The organism is Nonomuraea sp. ZG12, assembly GCF_052068115.1.
Classification (GTDB): Bacteria; Actinomycetota; Actinomycetes; order Streptosporangiales; family Streptosporangiaceae; genus Nonomuraea.
On record NZ_JBQHCW010000006.1, the window covers coordinates 13,092 to 27,933 of the forward strand.

The following is a 14,842-nucleotide window of genomic DNA, read 5'->3' on the forward strand; positions in this document are numbered from 1 at the left end:
TGCCGAGCCTGGGTCTTAAGATCTGCCGAAGATCCCACTTTAAATCTGCCGAATTGTTCACACTGTAGGCGTGAGGGCCCGGTGGAGGTTGTGGCGGCCTGGTGTGGGGCGTGGTAGAAAAGTTCGCCCGGTGGATACAGAAGCTCGCTTCAGGGCAGGTCTGCCGATATATGGGGACCTGAGAGGCACCGTGATGGCGAGCCTGACCCAGCGGATCGACGCGGCCAAGAGCCGGGGACGCCGGCTGATGGAGCACTGGCGTGTGCGCAGGCCGTTCCTCGACCACCTGATCAGGACCGTCCAGCGCTATCAGGGGCAGTCGGGCGACCGGCTGGCGGGAGCCGTCACCTACTTCGCGTTCCTGTCGTTCTTCCCGTTGCTCGCGCTGGCCTTCGCGCTGCTGGGTTACCTGCTGGTGTTCGACCAGAGCGTGGAGCAGGCCCTGCGGGCGGCGATCCTGGAGCAGCTGCCCGGTCTGGCCGACCGGCTCGATCTGAGATCCGTCGAGGACGCCAAGGCGACCGCGGGGATCATCGGCCTGCTCGGGCTGCTCTACGCGGGCCTGGGGGCGGTGGACGCGCTGCGCGGGGCGCTGCGGGAGATCTCGATGACCACCGCGCCGCCGCTCACCTTCTTCCTCGGCAAGCTGCGCGACCTGCTCTCCCTGCTGATGCTGGGCGTGACGCTGATCGTGTCGGTGCTGGCAGGTGGGCTGGCCACGCGGGCGACCAGGAACGTCGCGCTCTTCCTCTTCGGCGACAGCTCACCGGTGGTCACGGCGGCGACCTGGCTCGTGGGGCTCCTGGGCAGCGTGGGCGCGGACTGGGTGCTGTTCGTGATCCTGCTGGGCTGGGTGGCCAGGCTCGCCCAGCCGTTCCGGGTGATCGCCAAGGGCGCGCTGCTGGGCGCGGTCGGCTTCGGCGCGCTCAAGCAGATCGCGTCGCTGCTGCTGGCCCAGACGCTGGGCAATCCGGTGTACGGCGCGTTCGCGGTCATGGTCGGGCTGCTGATCTGGATCAACGTCTCCACCCGGCTGGTGCTCTACGTGGCCGCCTGGACCGCCACGGCGGGTCTCACCCCGCCGCCCTCGCCGTCACCCGTCCCGTCGTCGGCCCAGGGAGCCGCCCAGCAGGCATCCGAGCAGGCGTCACAGTCGTGACCGGCGCCTGCGGCGGATGCCGTACCCGAGCCAGACCAGCCCGAACAGCAGCCCGCCGCCGATGACGGCCGAGCCCAGCGTGCGGCTGGTGACGGTCTGCTCGGAGGCGGCGTGGTCGAGCAGCGGCCTGGCGGCGGTCGTACCGGAGCCTGTCACAGAGGGCGCCACGGCCGGCGCGCTGATCGTCGGGGCGGCCTGCTGGACCGGCGCCTGAGCCGCCTGCTCGGGCAGCGGGTCGACGAGCTGCCCGACCGGGGTGACCTTGCCCCTGGCGGTGAAGCCCCAGTCGAGCAGCTTGGTGACCTCGTCCCAGAAGTAGCCCTTGTGCCTCATGATCGAGACGATGATCGTGTGGCCGTCGCGGGTGGCCGCGCCGACGAAGGCGCCATGGGCCTTGGAGGTCCAGCCGTTCTTGACGCCGATCATGCCCTTATAGCGCCACAGCAGCTTGTTGTGGTTGCTGATCTCGTAGAACTTCTTCTTCGGCGCCGGGAACTTCGCGCTCTTCGTACTGATATATCGGCGGAAATCGGGGTTGGCCAGGCCGGCTCGGGCGATGAGCGCCAGATCGTACGCCGAGCTGCTCTGCCCGGGCTTGTCCAGCCCACTGGGCGTGATCGCCACGGTGTCGTTGGCCTGCAGGCGCTTGGCCTCGGCGTTCATGTCGCTCATGGTCTGGTCCAGGCCGCCGTTGGTCTCGGCCAGCGCCATCGCCGCGTCGTTGCCCGAGGACATCATCAGTGCCTTGAACAGGTCGTCGACCTTGTAGATCGGCGTGGGCCGCAGACCGACCGCGCTGCCCTCCTGGTTGACCGCGTTGCGGCTCGGCTTGACCGTGAGGTTCTTGTCGAGCTTGGGGATGAGGGTGAGCGCGGTCAGCATCTTGAGCGTGCTGGCGGGCAGGTAACGCCCGTGGGCGTCCCTGGCCGCGAGCACCTGACCCGTCTCATGGTCGGCGATCACGAACGAGGTCGCCTTGGTCTTCGGTGGCGCCTTGATGCCCGCGGGCTTGACCAGGCCGCGACTGCCGAGCGAGTCGCCGCCCACCGGGGGAGGGGTCGGCGCGGCCAGAGCGGCTCCCATGACGGGGCCGGCGAGAGTAACCGCGGTGAGGAGTGCCGTGGCAGACACCAGTTTCGTCCACATTGCGGTCTCAGCGTAGCTTCGTGTTGTTGCCCATGCGGCGACACATCCCCCGATGGTCTGCCTTCAACGCTAGAGAGAGTGGCATGTCACGAAAGATCGCCGGATTCCTCATCGCACTCGGCGTGTTCATGGTCTTCGAGTGGATCAACTTGGGGTTTAACCTGGCCGACGGGCACGCGACCAGCTTCTACGTGGTCCACGGGATCCTGATCGCGGTCAACGTCGTCCTGGCGATCGTGCTCCTGGTCATCGGGGTGCGAGGTCTCCGCAGAGGACGCGTTTAGTGCGGGCGTGCAGCTCGTCGGCCTGGTCGCGGGAGTCGCCGATGGAGGTGAAGCCCAGCTTGCCGTGCTCGGGGAGGGCGCCCAGCAGGTGGAAGACGTTGCCCGTGCGCGTCTCCTGGTCGTAGCCCAGGCCGAGCCGCTGCACCGTGCGCACCACCTCGCCCGGCGTCCGCCCGCGCAGGCAGGAGGCGGAGCAGTTGTCGGTCGCGGTGTAGTGCTTGGGCCGGCCGTCTGCCATGAGCAGGCCGGTGACCGGGTCGTAGGTGGCCCCGGTGGCCAGCAGCGCCGCGCCGTAGGGATGGGTGGTGCCGCCGATGCGCAGGTTGATCTCGCACAGCAGGGCCGCGTAGCCCGCATCGGTCTTCATGGCGAAGAAGTCCATGCCGAACAGCCCGACCACACCCTTGCCCGCCAGGACCTCGGCGATCCTGTCCGCCGAGGCGCTCACGTCGGCGCGGTACTTCTCCGCCGCCGGGAAGGTGCAGCCCTGGTAGACGTCGCCGTTGGGGCCGCCGAGCACCTGGTCGTGGGTGGCGAGCACCTCGTGGTGCCCGCCGGGCGTCACGCGGGCCAGCGCGCTGGGGTAGAACAGCGGCCGGTGCTCGATGTACTCCTCGACGACGGCCCCCCGCTCCAGGGCCTTGCCGGTGAAGCTGGCCCAGGTCTCCCCGGCGGCCGAGAAGCTGCTGCGTGACCGGTCGTCCTTGGCGAGGATGACGTTGCCCAGCCCCGAATAGCCGTCGTTCAGCTTGACGATCACCCGCTCGCCCGGCAGCGACTCGATCGCGTCCTCGATCTCGGTCAGCGTGCGCAGGTCGCCGAAGCCGCGGGCCATGGGCACGCCCGCCGCGGTGCCCACCTCGCGCGAGCCGCTCTTGGAGCCGTAGTAGGCCAGCGTCGTGGCGGGACCGTAGAGGGGAACGTTCAGTGACGAGGCGAGTTCTTCCTCCAGCTCGCTGCGCACGAACGGGATGAGCCATGCGTCACCTTCGATGACCGAACGTAACCGATCCAGGACATCGGGACAGGAAAGTAACGTTCTGGTCAGGGGTTGGAGACGCGGTTCGTCGAGGCTGATGAGCTCCAGCCTCTTGGCGGCCTCTTCCGGGTCGGGCAGGAAGGCGAGGTAGTAGTCGACGATCTCCGGATCGATCGGCGCGGAGGTGAGGTAGACCACCTTGACCTTGGGCCGGCGGAGCGTCATGAGCAGGAAGAGCAGGCGCTCCTCGTAATAGCGCGCTCCGGTGATACGGCGCAGCTCGTCCTGCGGAAGAGACAGCGAGGGTACGACCACCAGGGTCCCCTCGCCCGGCTCGAAGATGCTCAACCTGGCATACTTCTCCCCGAACGGGATGTTAGTGATCATATAGCGAGTGAAACACGCATTATTCGCAAATGCAGCCAGCGCGGTAGTGTCATGACCATGACGTAAGGTCACACGATTCGGAATCGCTGACCACGTTTGGAAGTAGCGACATCGGGTCACCAATTAATGATCCGTTATGACCATATTCGGGTCAGGCGTACGGTCACAGAGCGTGACGATCCATGGTTACGGGCACGCAGTCGGCTAACTTTTGGTGTAGTTGGCGCCGCGAGGCCCCGTGAGGGCGATAAAGTCGAAGCATCGCCAGGTTCCACGGCCGACCGCTGTGTTTCCGGGCTGCGGCGGTTGTCCACCCTTCAGGCGGCCGAGATCCGCGACCCCGTGCTGACGATCTTTTTTTGGCACCGAAACCAGTGGGTGTGGCATCTGATTGGCCGGACGGCTGTTCCGACCCGAACAGCCTCCGCGCGCAGTGGGACAAATGACGGAAAATGGCGCTATGAGCGGTGCGATGCCGGGCATTGTCATCGCATGGCATAGGACGGGATGGTGACAGATGCAGGGACGTGAGCTTCGAGGGGAACTCGACGCGTTCCTGGCGGAGACGGAGCAGGATCTGGTGGCGTTCCGCCGCGACCTGCACATGCATCCGGAGCTGGCCTTCGCCGAATACCGCACGACTCAGCGGATCGCCGAGCGGCTGCTGGCCGCCGGGCTGGTCCCCACGGTGCTGCCCCGCGGCACCGGGGTGATCTGTGACGTGGGCGGCGGCGACGGCCCGATCGTGGCGCTGCGCGCCGACATCGACGCCCTGCCGCTCCAGGACGAGAAGGAGCTGCCCTACCGCTCCACCGTTCCCGGCTCCTGTCACGCGTGCGGCCACGACGTCCACACCGCGATCCTGCTCGGCACCTCGCTCTTCCTGGCCCAGCAGGCCGCGGCCGGGTTGCTGCCGGGCCGGGTGCGGCTGATCTTCCAGCCCGCCGAGGAGCTTCCCGGCGGCGCGCTGGAGGTCATGGCCCAGGGCGGCATCAGCGGCGTGGAGCGCATCATCGGTCTCCACTGCGACCCCCGCATCGACGTCGGCCAGGTCGGGCTCAAGGCCGGGCCCATCACCTCCGCCTGCGACAAGCTCGTGATCAGGGTGTCGGGGCCGGGCGGCCACACCGCCAGGCCGCACCTCACCGCCGACCTGGTCTTCGCCCTCGCCAAGATCCTGACCGAGCTGCCCGCCGCGCTGTCGCGCCGGGTCGACCCCCGCTCCTCGCTCAGCCTCGTCTGGGGCAGGGTCCAGGCCGGCACCGCCGCCAACGCCATCCCGGACGTGGGCGTGGCCGAGGGCACCGTGCGCTGCCTGGACGAGGACGCCTGGCACGCCGCCCCCGACCTGATCAAGGCACTGCTGGAGTCCGTCGCCGGCGCCTACGGCGTCGAGGCCACGATGGACTACACCCGGGGTGTGCCGCCCGTGGTCAACGACGAGCTCAGCGTGGACATGCTGGCCGAGGCCGCCACCCGCGCCCTGGGCGCCGGCGCGGTGGTGCCGGCGCAGCAGTCGCTCGGCGGCGAGGACTTCGCCTGGTACCTCGAGTCGATCCCCGGCGCGTTCGCCCGGCTCGGCACCCGCTCCCCGGAGACGGGCATCACCTACGACATCCACCAGGGCACGTTCGACATCGACGAGCGGGCCATCGCGATGGGCGTCCGCCTCATGGCCACCACCGCGCTGACCGCCCTGTTCGAGGGCGGCCACCTGCCGTCGGCGGACGAGATCACCTCCGCACTGGCCTGACCTGAGCGCACGGCGGCGAAGGACTCACGTGAGTCCTTCGCCGCCGTCGTGTCTCAGGAGAAGCGGCCGGAGACGATCGGCAGCTTGAGCGACGAGTGTCCGGTCGACACCGTGACCTCGGTGCCCGCCGGGTAGCGCAGGGTGTAGTCGTAGTCCGTCGAGATGATCACGACGCCGATCCGGTGCCCCTTCTTGAACACGTAGTCCTGCGGCTGGAAGTCCCAGCTGAAGCCGTACTCCTTGCCCGGCCTGACGGGCACGGACCGGTCGGCCCGGTGACGGTTGCGGACGTCCAGCCAGCCACGGGTGACGATCTTGTACGGGGTCGCCTCCGTGCCCAGCTCGCGCAGCGCCGTGCACCCGGTGTCACCCGGGACGCCCTGGCCGTAGCAGTAGCTCTCGCCGGTCGGCACCAGCGTGCCGTTGGGGCGCGTGTCCTCGCCGTAGTCGACGAGCAGGGCCGTCAGGTACGGCGAGGAGCCGTTCTTCATCGAGGCCCGCACCGACACCGTGGGCGTGCCCGAGATGCGCACGTCCGTGGGCAGGGCGCCGGTGAGGTAGGCCAGCCGGTTCGGATCCGGCGCGGGCGCGGCCTCCACGAGCTGCTCGGCGGTGCGGGTCTTCTGGTCGGTGAACGACTCGCGGCCGGAATGGGCGCGGGGACGCGGGCTCAGCTTGGCGCCCGAGCCCAGCCACAGCCGCACCGGCCTGGCGCCGGGCAGCGGCCAGGAGGCGTGCTGCCCCCACCGGCCGGCGGCGATCTCCACGTCGGCCTGCGGCTCCCGCATGATGCCGCTGTCGATCCCGTACAGCCAGTGGTCGAACCAGCCGTGCAGCTGGCGCAGCCATTCGGCGGTGCGCAGGCTGAACGGGTTCATGTGGGTGCCCTGGTGCAGCCAGATCTTGCGCGGCACGCGCCGCTCGGCGAGGGCCTCCCACCACTGGGCGGCCTGCTTGGTCTTGACGTTCCAGTCGTTGAGGCCGTGCACCAGGAAGACGCTGGCCCTGACCTTGCGCACGTCGTTGAGGTAGTTGCGGTCGTCCCAGAAGCGGCTGTAGTCGCCGGTGATCCGGTCCTGCGCGGCCGTCAGGTGGTCCATCACCGCGCCGCAGGCCTCCTGGCCGTTCTCCCGGGTGAGCACGTACTTGGCCAGCACGTCCGCGTCCTCGCCCTGGAAGCCGCCGGGCGCGAGCACACCGCCGTTGGCCCGGTAGTAGTCGTACCAGGAGGAGATCGCGGCGATCGGCACGATCGTCTCCAGGCCCTTCACCCCGGTGGCGGCCACCGCGTTGGGCAGCGTGCCGTTGTAGGAGACGCCGATCATGCCGACCTTGCCGGTCGACCAGGTCGCCTGGACGGGCCGGCCGTCGGCGTCGAAGCCCTTGGCCCGGCCGTTCAGCCAGTCGATCGCGGCCTTGGGGCCTGCGGTCTCGTTGGGGGCGCCCGTGGTGGGGCAGCCGGTGGCGCGGCCGCTGCCGATGTTCTCCACCAGCGCGATGGCGTACCCGCGGGGCACGAAGTAGTTGTCGTAGTAGCTGTCGAACGGCTCCGAGCTCATCTTGCCGGCCGAGCGTAAGGTGCTGGGCAGCGGGTTGCCGTGCTCGTCGACGTCCACCGGGTGGTTGGCCACGTCGTTGCCGCCGGCGTAGTAGGGGCTCGACTCCATGATCACCGGGACCTTGAGGCCCTGGTCGGTCTCCTTGGGCCGCAGGATGTCGACGGCGACGCGGTCGGGCTTGCCGTCGCTGTCGCTGTCGGTGCCCGCGACTTCGACGAAGACCGTCTGCTTGATGGCGTCGGCGCGGGAGAAGACCGGTTGGGTCGCGTTGTCGGCGACCGTGATGGCGGGGATGGTCGCCATGGCGGGCGCGGCGGACATGGTCAGGACCATGGCCGCCGCGAGCGGCACGGCGAGTGCCTTCCAGGGATGCATGAGGGGACTCCAGACGATATTTCCACCGTTGGTGGGAATCCCTGACATGATCGTCCGTGGACGAAGTGCTGGCGAGACCCAAAGTTCGGTAAAACTTGCAGGAGGCCCTCACCGGGCGCATCAGGTCACGGACGCGCTTGATGTCGATAACGGAGCGGTTGCGACCCTGTGCTGCGGTTTGGTATGCCCTGGTCAACCAACTATCTTCCGTGCAGGGTTGCCGTACGTTTCTTCGCGCCCGCGATGAAGTTCGACGGCGGGGAAATGGAAGGGAGTCGCCTTGCTCAGCAAGCGATTCGGCAGGTTGGCGACCGGCACTGCAGCCGGTGTCATGCTCATGGCGGCCGCGGCCTGCGGCGGTGGCAGCACCGGCGGGGACACCACGGCGAGCGCTCAGCCCTCCGCCGACGCGAGCAGCGCGCCGGCCGCAGGGGCCCTCAAGGTCGGCCTCGCGTTCGACATCGGCGGCCGTGGCGACAAGTCCTTCAACGACGCCGCCTACGCCGGCCTGGAGAAGGCCAAGACCGAGCTCGGCGCCGAGATCAAGGAGCTGAGCCCCGCCTCCGACGGCTCCAACCGAGGCGAGCTGCTGCGTCAGCTGGCCGACGCGGGCTACAACCCGATCATCGGCGTCGGCTTCGCCTACGGCGAGGACATCAAGAAGACCGCCGAGGAATACCCCGAGATCCAGTTCGCGGTCGTCGACTCGGCCTCCAACGCGGCCAACGTCACCGGCCTGCTGTTCGCCGAGGAGCAGGGCTCCTATCTGGCGGGCGTCGCCGCCGCGACCAAGGCCGAGAGCGGCCACGTCGGCTTCGTCGGCGGCGTCGAGAACGACCTGATCAAGAAGTTCGAGGCGGGCTTCGCGGCCGGCGTGAAGTCGGTCAAGGCCGACGCCAAGATCGACGTGAAGTACCTCACCCCCGACGGCGACTTCAGCGGCTTCAAGGCCCCCGAGAAGGGCAAGGTCGCGGCCGAGAAGATGTACCAGGACGGCGCGGAGATCGTCTACCACGCCTCCGGCGACTCCGGCCTCGGCGTGTTCCAGGCGGCGGCCGCGGCCAAGAAGAAGGCCATCGGCGTCGACTCCGACCAGCGCCAGACCATCAAGGAGACCAACCTCCAGTCGGTCATCATGACCTCGATGCTCAAGCGCGTCGACGTGGGCGTCTTCGAGTTCATCAAGTCCTTCCAGGGCGGCGCCAAGGGCGGCAACGACGTGGTCTACGACCTCAAGGTCGACGGCGTGGGCCTGGCCACCACCGGTGGCGAGATCGACGACATCAAGGACAAGCTCGACGAGGCCAAGAAGGGCATCGTGGACGGCACGATCACGGTGCCGGCCAAGCCGTAAATTTGATGACGGACATAGGCCGAGGGCCCGAGGTCATCCGAGACCCGGGCCTTCGGCCTATCTGCCGAGCTCTAGGAGAGATCGAATGAGCGGCCGATGAACGCTGACACCGTCGCCGCGGTGCACCCCGCCGTACAACTGGAGGGCATCACCAAACGCTTCCCCGGTGTCGTGGCCAACCACGACATCCGCATCACCGTCGAACCCGGCACGGTGCACGCGATCGTAGGGGAGAACGGCGCGGGCAAGTCGACGCTGATGAAGATCCTGTACGGCATGCAGAAGCCGGACGAGGGCACCATCAGGGTCAACGGCGCCGAGGTCGGCTTCCGGACCCCCAGCGACGCCATCGGCGCCGGCATCGGCATGGTCCACCAGCACTTCATGCTCGCCGACAACTTCACCGTCCTGGAGAACATCGTCCTCGGCGCCGAGCCGAGGAAGGGTGTCGGCCTGGACGTGGCCGGCGCCCGCGCCCGGATCAACGACCTCGCCGAGAGACACGGCCTGCGGGTCGACCCCGACCGGCTGGTGGAGGACCTGGGAGTCGGGGACCGTCAGCGGGTGGAGATCCTCAAGGTCCTCTACCGGGGCGCGCGCATCCTCATCCTCGACGAGCCGACCGCGGTCCTGGTGCCGCAGGAGGTCGACGAGCTCTTCGACAACCTGCGCGAGCTCAAGGCCGGCGGCCTCACGGTCATCTTCATCTCCCACAAGCTCGACGAGGTGCTCGACATCGCCGACGCGATCACCGTGATCCGGCGCGGCACCACGGTCGCCAGCGTGGCCCCCGCGGACGTCACCGCCCGGCAGCTCGCCGAGCTCATGGTCGGCAGCGAGCTGCCCACCCCGGAGACCCGCGAGTCCACCGTGACCGACACCGTGGCGCTGCGGGTGTCCGGCCTGACCATGGAGGCCGACGGCCATCGGCCGGTGCCCGCGGGCACCTCGGTCGAGCTCTACCTCGACCGCGTCCGCGAGGAGGGCAGGCGACTGCTCCTGGACGGCGTGTCGTTCGACATCCACGAGGGCGAGATCCTCGGGGTCGCCGGGGTCGAGGGCAACGGGCAGACCGAGCTGATCGAGGCGATCATGGGTCTGCGCCCGGCGCACGGCGGCATCCTGCTCGGCGAGGCCGACATCACCTCCTGGTCCACCCTGCGGCGTCGCGAGGCGGGCGTCGGCTACATCCCCGAGGACCGTCACCGCCAGGGCCTGCTGCTGGAAGCCTCGCTCTGGGAGAACCGGGTGCTCGGTCACCAGACCAGACCGCCCGCGCGCAACGGCTTCTTCGTCAACAGGCGCGACGCCAAGGCCGACACCGAGCGCATCATCAAGGACTACGACGTGCGCACGCCGGGGGTCGACACCCTCGCGCTGGCCCTGTCGGGCGGCAACCAGCAGAAGCTGATCGTCGGCCGTGAGATGAGCGGCAAGCCGAAGTTCCTCATCGCCGCCCACCCCACCAGGGGCGTCGACGTGGGCGCGCAGGCCGCCATCTGGGACCACCTGCGCGACGCCAGAGCCGCCGGGCTGGCCGTCCTGCTGATCTCGGCAGACCTCGACGAGCTGATCGGCCTGTCCGACACGCTGCACGTCATCTACCGGGGGCGGCTCGTCGCCCGGCTCGACCCGTCCGATGTCACGCCCGAACGGCTGGGTGGATACATGACCGGTGCCATCACCGGCACTGAGGAGACGTGATGCCCGCAGGGCTCTACCGGGCGCTGCTGACCGTCGCAGGCGCCGTCGCGGCCATCGTGGTGGCCCTCGTCATCTCCAGCGTGGCGATCCTCGCGGCGGGCGCCAGCCCGTCGGCCGCGTTCGCCGCGTTCTTCAACTTCGGCGAGACCGAGCGCTCGGTCGTCAACGGCATCGCGCCCATGATCAACCGGTCCGTGACGCTGTTCATCGCGGGTCTCGCGGTGGCCGTCGGCTTCCGGATGAACCTCTTCAACATCGGCGTGGAGGGCCAGTACCGGATCGCGGCCATCTGCGCCGCGTACGTCGGCTCGACGTTCACCGCGCCCGCCCCGATCCAGATCACCGTGATCATCGTGGTGGCGGCGGTCGTGGGCGGCCTCTACGCGCTGATCCCGGCCATCATGAAGGTGACCAGGGGGGTGAACGAGGTCATCTCCACGATCATGCTCAACTACATCGCGATCAACCTGGCGGCCTTCCTCGTCCGCGGTCCCTTCACCGGCGAGCGGAGCGAGGGGCTGCTCACCACTGGCACGCCGGAGCTGCCGCAGTCCGCCTGGTTCCCCAACCTCAACTGGATCTTCGAGCTGTTCGGCCTGCCCGCGCCGCGCGGTGGCGGGCTGTGGGGCTTCCTGATCGTGGCGATCCTGCTCGGCGTGGGACTCTGGGTGCTGCTGGAGCGGACCAGGTTCGGCTTCGAGCTCAAGGCCAGCGGCCTGAACCCGTCGGCCGCGGCGGCCTCGGGTGTCAACGCGAAGAAGATGGTCATCGCCGCGATGGTGCTGTCCGGCGCGATCGCCGGGCTGATCGGGCTGCCCGAGATCCTCGGCGACAAGCACTCCTTCGGCTCCAACTTCACCCCCGGCCTGGGCTTCCTGGGCATCGCCGTCGCGCTGCTGGGCCGTAACCAGCCCGTCGGCATCGCGATCGCCGCGCTGCTGTTCGGCTTCCTGGAGCACGCTCAGGGGCCGCTGCAGTTCGCCAACGTGCCGCCCTCGGTCGTCGTCATCATCCAGGGCACGATCGTCCTCCTGGTCGTCATCGCCAACGAGATCACCAGGAGGCTCGCGCTGCGGCGTGAGGAACGGCGGGCCGCTCAGGAGCTCGGCAGGAACACTCCCGTTGAGGTGGCAACATGACGACCACGACCGTCGCGGGATCGACCAGGACTCGCAAATACCATCTGGCGCTCATCGGCGTCGCCGTGCTCATCCTGCTGATGTCGCTGGTCAGGGTCGTGTCCGGCGCCAACGACATCACCTCCTCGGGCACGTTCGCCGCCGCGCTGATGCTGGCGGTGCCGATCGGCCTGGCCGGGCTCGGCGGCCTGTGGGCCGAGCGGGCCGGCGTGGTCAACATCGGCCTCGAAGGCATGATGGTGCTCGGCACCTGGTTCGCCGGCTGGGCCGGCTACCAGTGGGGCCCCATGGCGGCGCTGCTGGCCGGCCTGGCCGCGGGCGCGGTGGGCGGGCTGATCCACGCCATCGCCACCGTCACCTTCGGCGTCGACCACATCATCAGCGGCGTCGCGATCAACCTGCTCGGGCCCGGCGTCACCCGCTTCCTGTCGGAGGTCCTCTACAAGGAGGGCACCCCGGCGGGCGAGGCGGGCGCCGGCATCACCACCTCGCCGGCGCTGTCGTCCCAGCCGCCACGGGTCAGCTTGCCGCTGTTCTCCTCCGGGCCCGACTGGCTGGGGAGCCTGGAGCGTACGCACTGGTTCCTGCTGTCGGACGTCGCGGGCATCCTGCGCGGGCTCACGTACAACGTGAACCTGCTGGTGGTGCTGGCCGTGCTGCTGCTCCCGCTGACGTTCTACGTGCTCTGGCGCACCTCCTTCGGGCTGCGGCTGCGCTCCGCGGGCGAGAACCCGTGGGCCGCCGAGTCGCTGGGCGTGAACGTCTACCGGATCAAGTACGTCGCGGTCGTCATCTCCGGCGCGTTCGCCGGGCTCGGCGGCGTGTTCCTGGTCTTCGTGACCACCAAGTACGTCGAGGGGCAGACGGGCGGGCGCGGGTTCATCGGCCTGGCGGCCATGATCTTCGGCAACTGGCGGCCGGGCGGGCTAGCGGCGGGCGCCGCGCTGTTCGGTTACGCCGACGGCCTGCAACTGCGCAGCGCCGGCGCGGTCACGTCGTTCCTGCTGTTCGGTGCGATCCTGCTGCTGATCTATCTTGGTGTCCGGGCCCGTGCCATGCTGTCGCCGGCCAGGCCGGCCGAGCTCACCGCCCGGGGCGCCAGGGAGTACACCGTCCTGGCCGGGATGGCGGCGGGCGCGGTCGTGCTGATCTGGCTCTGGCTGACCGTCGACACGCTGCCGAACGAATTCGTCTTCATCACGCCGCACGTGCTCACGCTGCTCGTGCTCCTGGTGGCTTCGCAACGCCTGCGGATGCCCAAGGCCGACGGCGTGAGCTACCGCCGGGGGGAACAACATTGAACATCAACTGGGACGCGCTCCGTGAGAAGGCCGCCGAGGCCATGCACCACGCTTACGCCCCCTATTCCAAGTTTCCCGTCGGCGCGGCCGCCGTGGTCGACGACGGCCGGATCGTCACGGGCTGCAACGTGGAGAACGCCTCCTACGGCGTGGGCCTGTGCGCCGAGTGCGGGCTGGTCTCCGCGCTGCAGTCCTCCGGCGGCGGCAGGCTGGTGGCCTTCACCTGCGTCGACGGCCATGGCGAGCTGCTCATGCCGTGCGGGCGCTGCCGCCAGCTGCTCTTCGAGTTCGGCGGCGAGGAGCTGCTGGTCGAGACCGTCGACGGGCCGAAGCGGATGGCCGAGATCCTGCCCTACGCGTTCGGCCCCGACGACCTGACGCGGATGGGCTGATGGACGCCATCGAGGTCATCGTCGCCAAGCGGGACGGTGGCGAGCTGACGGCCGCCCAGATCGACTGGGTGATCGACGCCTACACGCGCGGCGAGGTCGCCGACGAGCAGATGGCCGCGCTGAACATGGCGATCCTGCTCAACGGGATGAACCGGCGGGAGATCGCCGGCTGGACCCAGGCGATGATCCGTTCCGGCGAGCGGATGGACTGGTCGGCGCTCGACCGGCCGACCGCCGACAAGCACTCCACGGGCGGCGTCGGCGACAAGATCACGCTGCCGCTCGCGCCGCTGGTGGCGGCCTGCGGCGCCTACGTCCCGCAGCTGTCCGGCCGTGGCCTCGGCCACACCGGCGGCACGCTGGACAAGCTGGAGTCCATCCCCGGCTGGCGGGCCTCACTGTCCAACGAGGAGATGCTCGGCGTGCTGCGCGCCGCCGGCGCGGTGATCTGCGCCGCTGGCTCCGGCCTGGCGCCCGCCGACAAGAAGCTGTACGCGCTGCGCGACGTCACCGGCACCGTCGAGTCGATCCCGCTCATCGCCTCGTCGATCATGTCGAAGAAGATCGCCGAGGGCACCGGCTCGCTGGTGCTGGACGTCAAGGTGGGCTCCGGCGCGTTCATGAAGACCCCGGAGCGGGCCCGTGAGCTGGCCGAGACCATGGTCGCGCTGGGCACCGACGCGGGCGTGCGCACGGTGGCGCTGCTCACCGCGATGGACCGCCCGCTCGGCCGCGCGGTGGGCAACGCGCTGGAGGTCGAGGAGTCGGTCGAGGTCCTCGCGGGCGGCGGGCCGTCCGACGTGGTGGAGCTGACGGTACGCCTGGCCGCCGAGATGCTGGAGGCCGCCGGGATCGCCGGCAAGGACCCGGCTGAGGCGCTGCGGGACGGCTCGGCCATGGACGCCTGGCGTCGCATGATCACCGCCCAGGGCGGCGATCCGGACGCGCCCCTGCCCACGGCGGCCGAGACCATGGTGGTCGAGGCTCCCGCGTCGGGCGTGCTGGCCAGGCTGGACGCTTACGCCGTGGGGCTGGCGGCCTGGCGGCTGGGCGCGGGCCGGGCGCGCAAGGAGGACCCGGTGTCGTTCGGGGCGGGCATCACGCTGCACGCCAAGCCGGGCGACGTGGTCAGGCAGGGGGAGCCGCTGCTCACCCTGCACGCCGACGACCCGGCCCGGTTCGGCCGGGCGCTGGAGGCGCTGGCGGACGGCTTCGAGGTGGGGACGACCGGTCAGGAGCCGCTGCCCCTGGTCATCGACCGCATCACCGCCTGAGCGATCGGGCGGGCAGGAGCCCGCCCGATGAGGTCG

General features: G+C 69.4%; 12 protein-coding genes. 9 read left to right on the forward strand and 3 right to left on the reverse strand.

Annotated elements, in window-relative coordinates:
• The first annotated feature begins 193 nt into the window (after positions 1–193).
• Positions 194–1,159 carry a YihY/virulence factor BrkB family protein gene (locus ACTMTF_RS18710; RefSeq protein ID WP_441111834.1) on the forward strand — a complete coding sequence of 322 codons (966 nt, stop codon included), beginning with the start codon at positions 194–196 and terminating at the stop codon, positions 1,157–1,159.
• Here the strand turns inward: ACTMTF_RS18710 and ACTMTF_RS18715 are convergent.
• Positions 1,148–2,290, reverse strand: a complete 1,143-nt coding sequence (locus tag ACTMTF_RS18715; protein WP_441111835.1) for a D-alanyl-D-alanine carboxypeptidase family protein — start codon at positions 2,288–2,290, stop codon at positions 1,148–1,150. The two genes, ACTMTF_RS18710 and ACTMTF_RS18715, sit on opposite strands and share 12 nt — an antisense overlap.
• A 98-nt stretch (positions 2,291–2,388) precedes the next feature.
• Between ACTMTF_RS18715 and ACTMTF_RS18720 the strand changes: the two genes are divergently transcribed.
• A complete protein-coding gene (locus tag ACTMTF_RS18720) occupies positions 2,389–2,589 on the forward strand; it encodes an SCO4848 family membrane protein (RefSeq protein ID WP_397008165.1) in 201 nt (66 codons plus the stop codon).
• Here ACTMTF_RS18720 and ACTMTF_RS18725 read toward each other — a convergent pair.
• Positions 2,552–3,955, reverse strand: coding sequence for a peptide ligase PGM1-related protein (locus ACTMTF_RS18725; RefSeq protein ID WP_441111836.1), 1,404 nt, complete (start codon positions 3,953–3,955; stop codon positions 2,552–2,554). The genes ACTMTF_RS18720 and ACTMTF_RS18725 overlap by 38 nt on opposite strands.
• 517 nt (positions 3,956–4,472) lie before the next feature.
• Here ACTMTF_RS18725 and ACTMTF_RS18730 point away from each other — a divergent pair.
• Entirely contained in the window at positions 4,473–5,708 is a 1,236-nt protein-coding gene (locus ACTMTF_RS18730) for a M20 family metallopeptidase (protein WP_441111837.1), read from the forward strand.
• A 53-nt stretch (positions 5,709–5,761) separates the two neighbouring features.
• Here ACTMTF_RS18730 and ACTMTF_RS18735 read toward each other — a convergent pair whose 3' ends face one another.
• A complete protein-coding gene (locus ACTMTF_RS18735; RefSeq protein WP_441111838.1) occupies positions 5,762–7,642 on the reverse strand; it encodes a Xaa-Pro dipeptidyl-peptidase in 1,881 nt (626 codons plus the stop codon).
• A 280-nt stretch (positions 7,643–7,922) separates the two neighbouring features.
• Here ACTMTF_RS18735 and ACTMTF_RS18740 point away from each other — a divergent pair, with 280 nt between their 5' ends.
• The 6 genes from ACTMTF_RS18740 to ACTMTF_RS18765 all read left to right on the forward strand — a co-directional run bounded on the left by ACTMTF_RS18740 (position 7,923) and on the right by ACTMTF_RS18765 (position 14,806).
• Entirely contained in the window at positions 7,923–8,996 is a 1,074-nt protein-coding gene (locus ACTMTF_RS18740) for a BMP family lipoprotein (RefSeq protein WP_441111839.1), read from the forward strand.
• Between the two features lie 96 nt (positions 8,997–9,092).
• Positions 9,093–10,700, forward strand: coding sequence for an ABC transporter ATP-binding protein (locus ACTMTF_RS18745; RefSeq protein WP_441111840.1), 1,608 nt, complete (start codon positions 9,093–9,095; stop codon positions 10,698–10,700).
• Entirely contained in the window at positions 10,700–11,839 is a 1,140-nt protein-coding gene (locus ACTMTF_RS18750) for an ABC transporter permease (protein WP_441111841.1), read from the forward strand. Before ACTMTF_RS18745 ends, ACTMTF_RS18750 begins: the two co-directional genes overlap by 1 nt.
• Entirely contained in the window at positions 11,836–13,140 is a 1,305-nt protein-coding gene (locus ACTMTF_RS18755) for an ABC transporter permease (RefSeq protein ID WP_441111842.1), read from the forward strand. The genes ACTMTF_RS18750 and ACTMTF_RS18755 overlap by 4 nt, the downstream gene beginning before the upstream one ends.
• Entirely contained in the window at positions 13,137–13,532 is a 396-nt protein-coding gene (locus ACTMTF_RS18760) for a cytidine deaminase (protein WP_441111843.1), read from the forward strand. The genes ACTMTF_RS18755 and ACTMTF_RS18760 overlap by 4 nt, the downstream gene beginning before the upstream one ends.
• Positions 13,532–14,806 (forward strand): thymidine phosphorylase, encoded by a 1,275-nt coding sequence (locus ACTMTF_RS18765; protein ID WP_441111844.1) that lies wholly within the window; start codon positions 13,532–13,534, stop codon positions 14,804–14,806. The genes ACTMTF_RS18760 and ACTMTF_RS18765 overlap by 1 nt, the downstream gene beginning before the upstream one ends.
• Positions 14,807–14,842 lie beyond the last annotated feature (36 nt).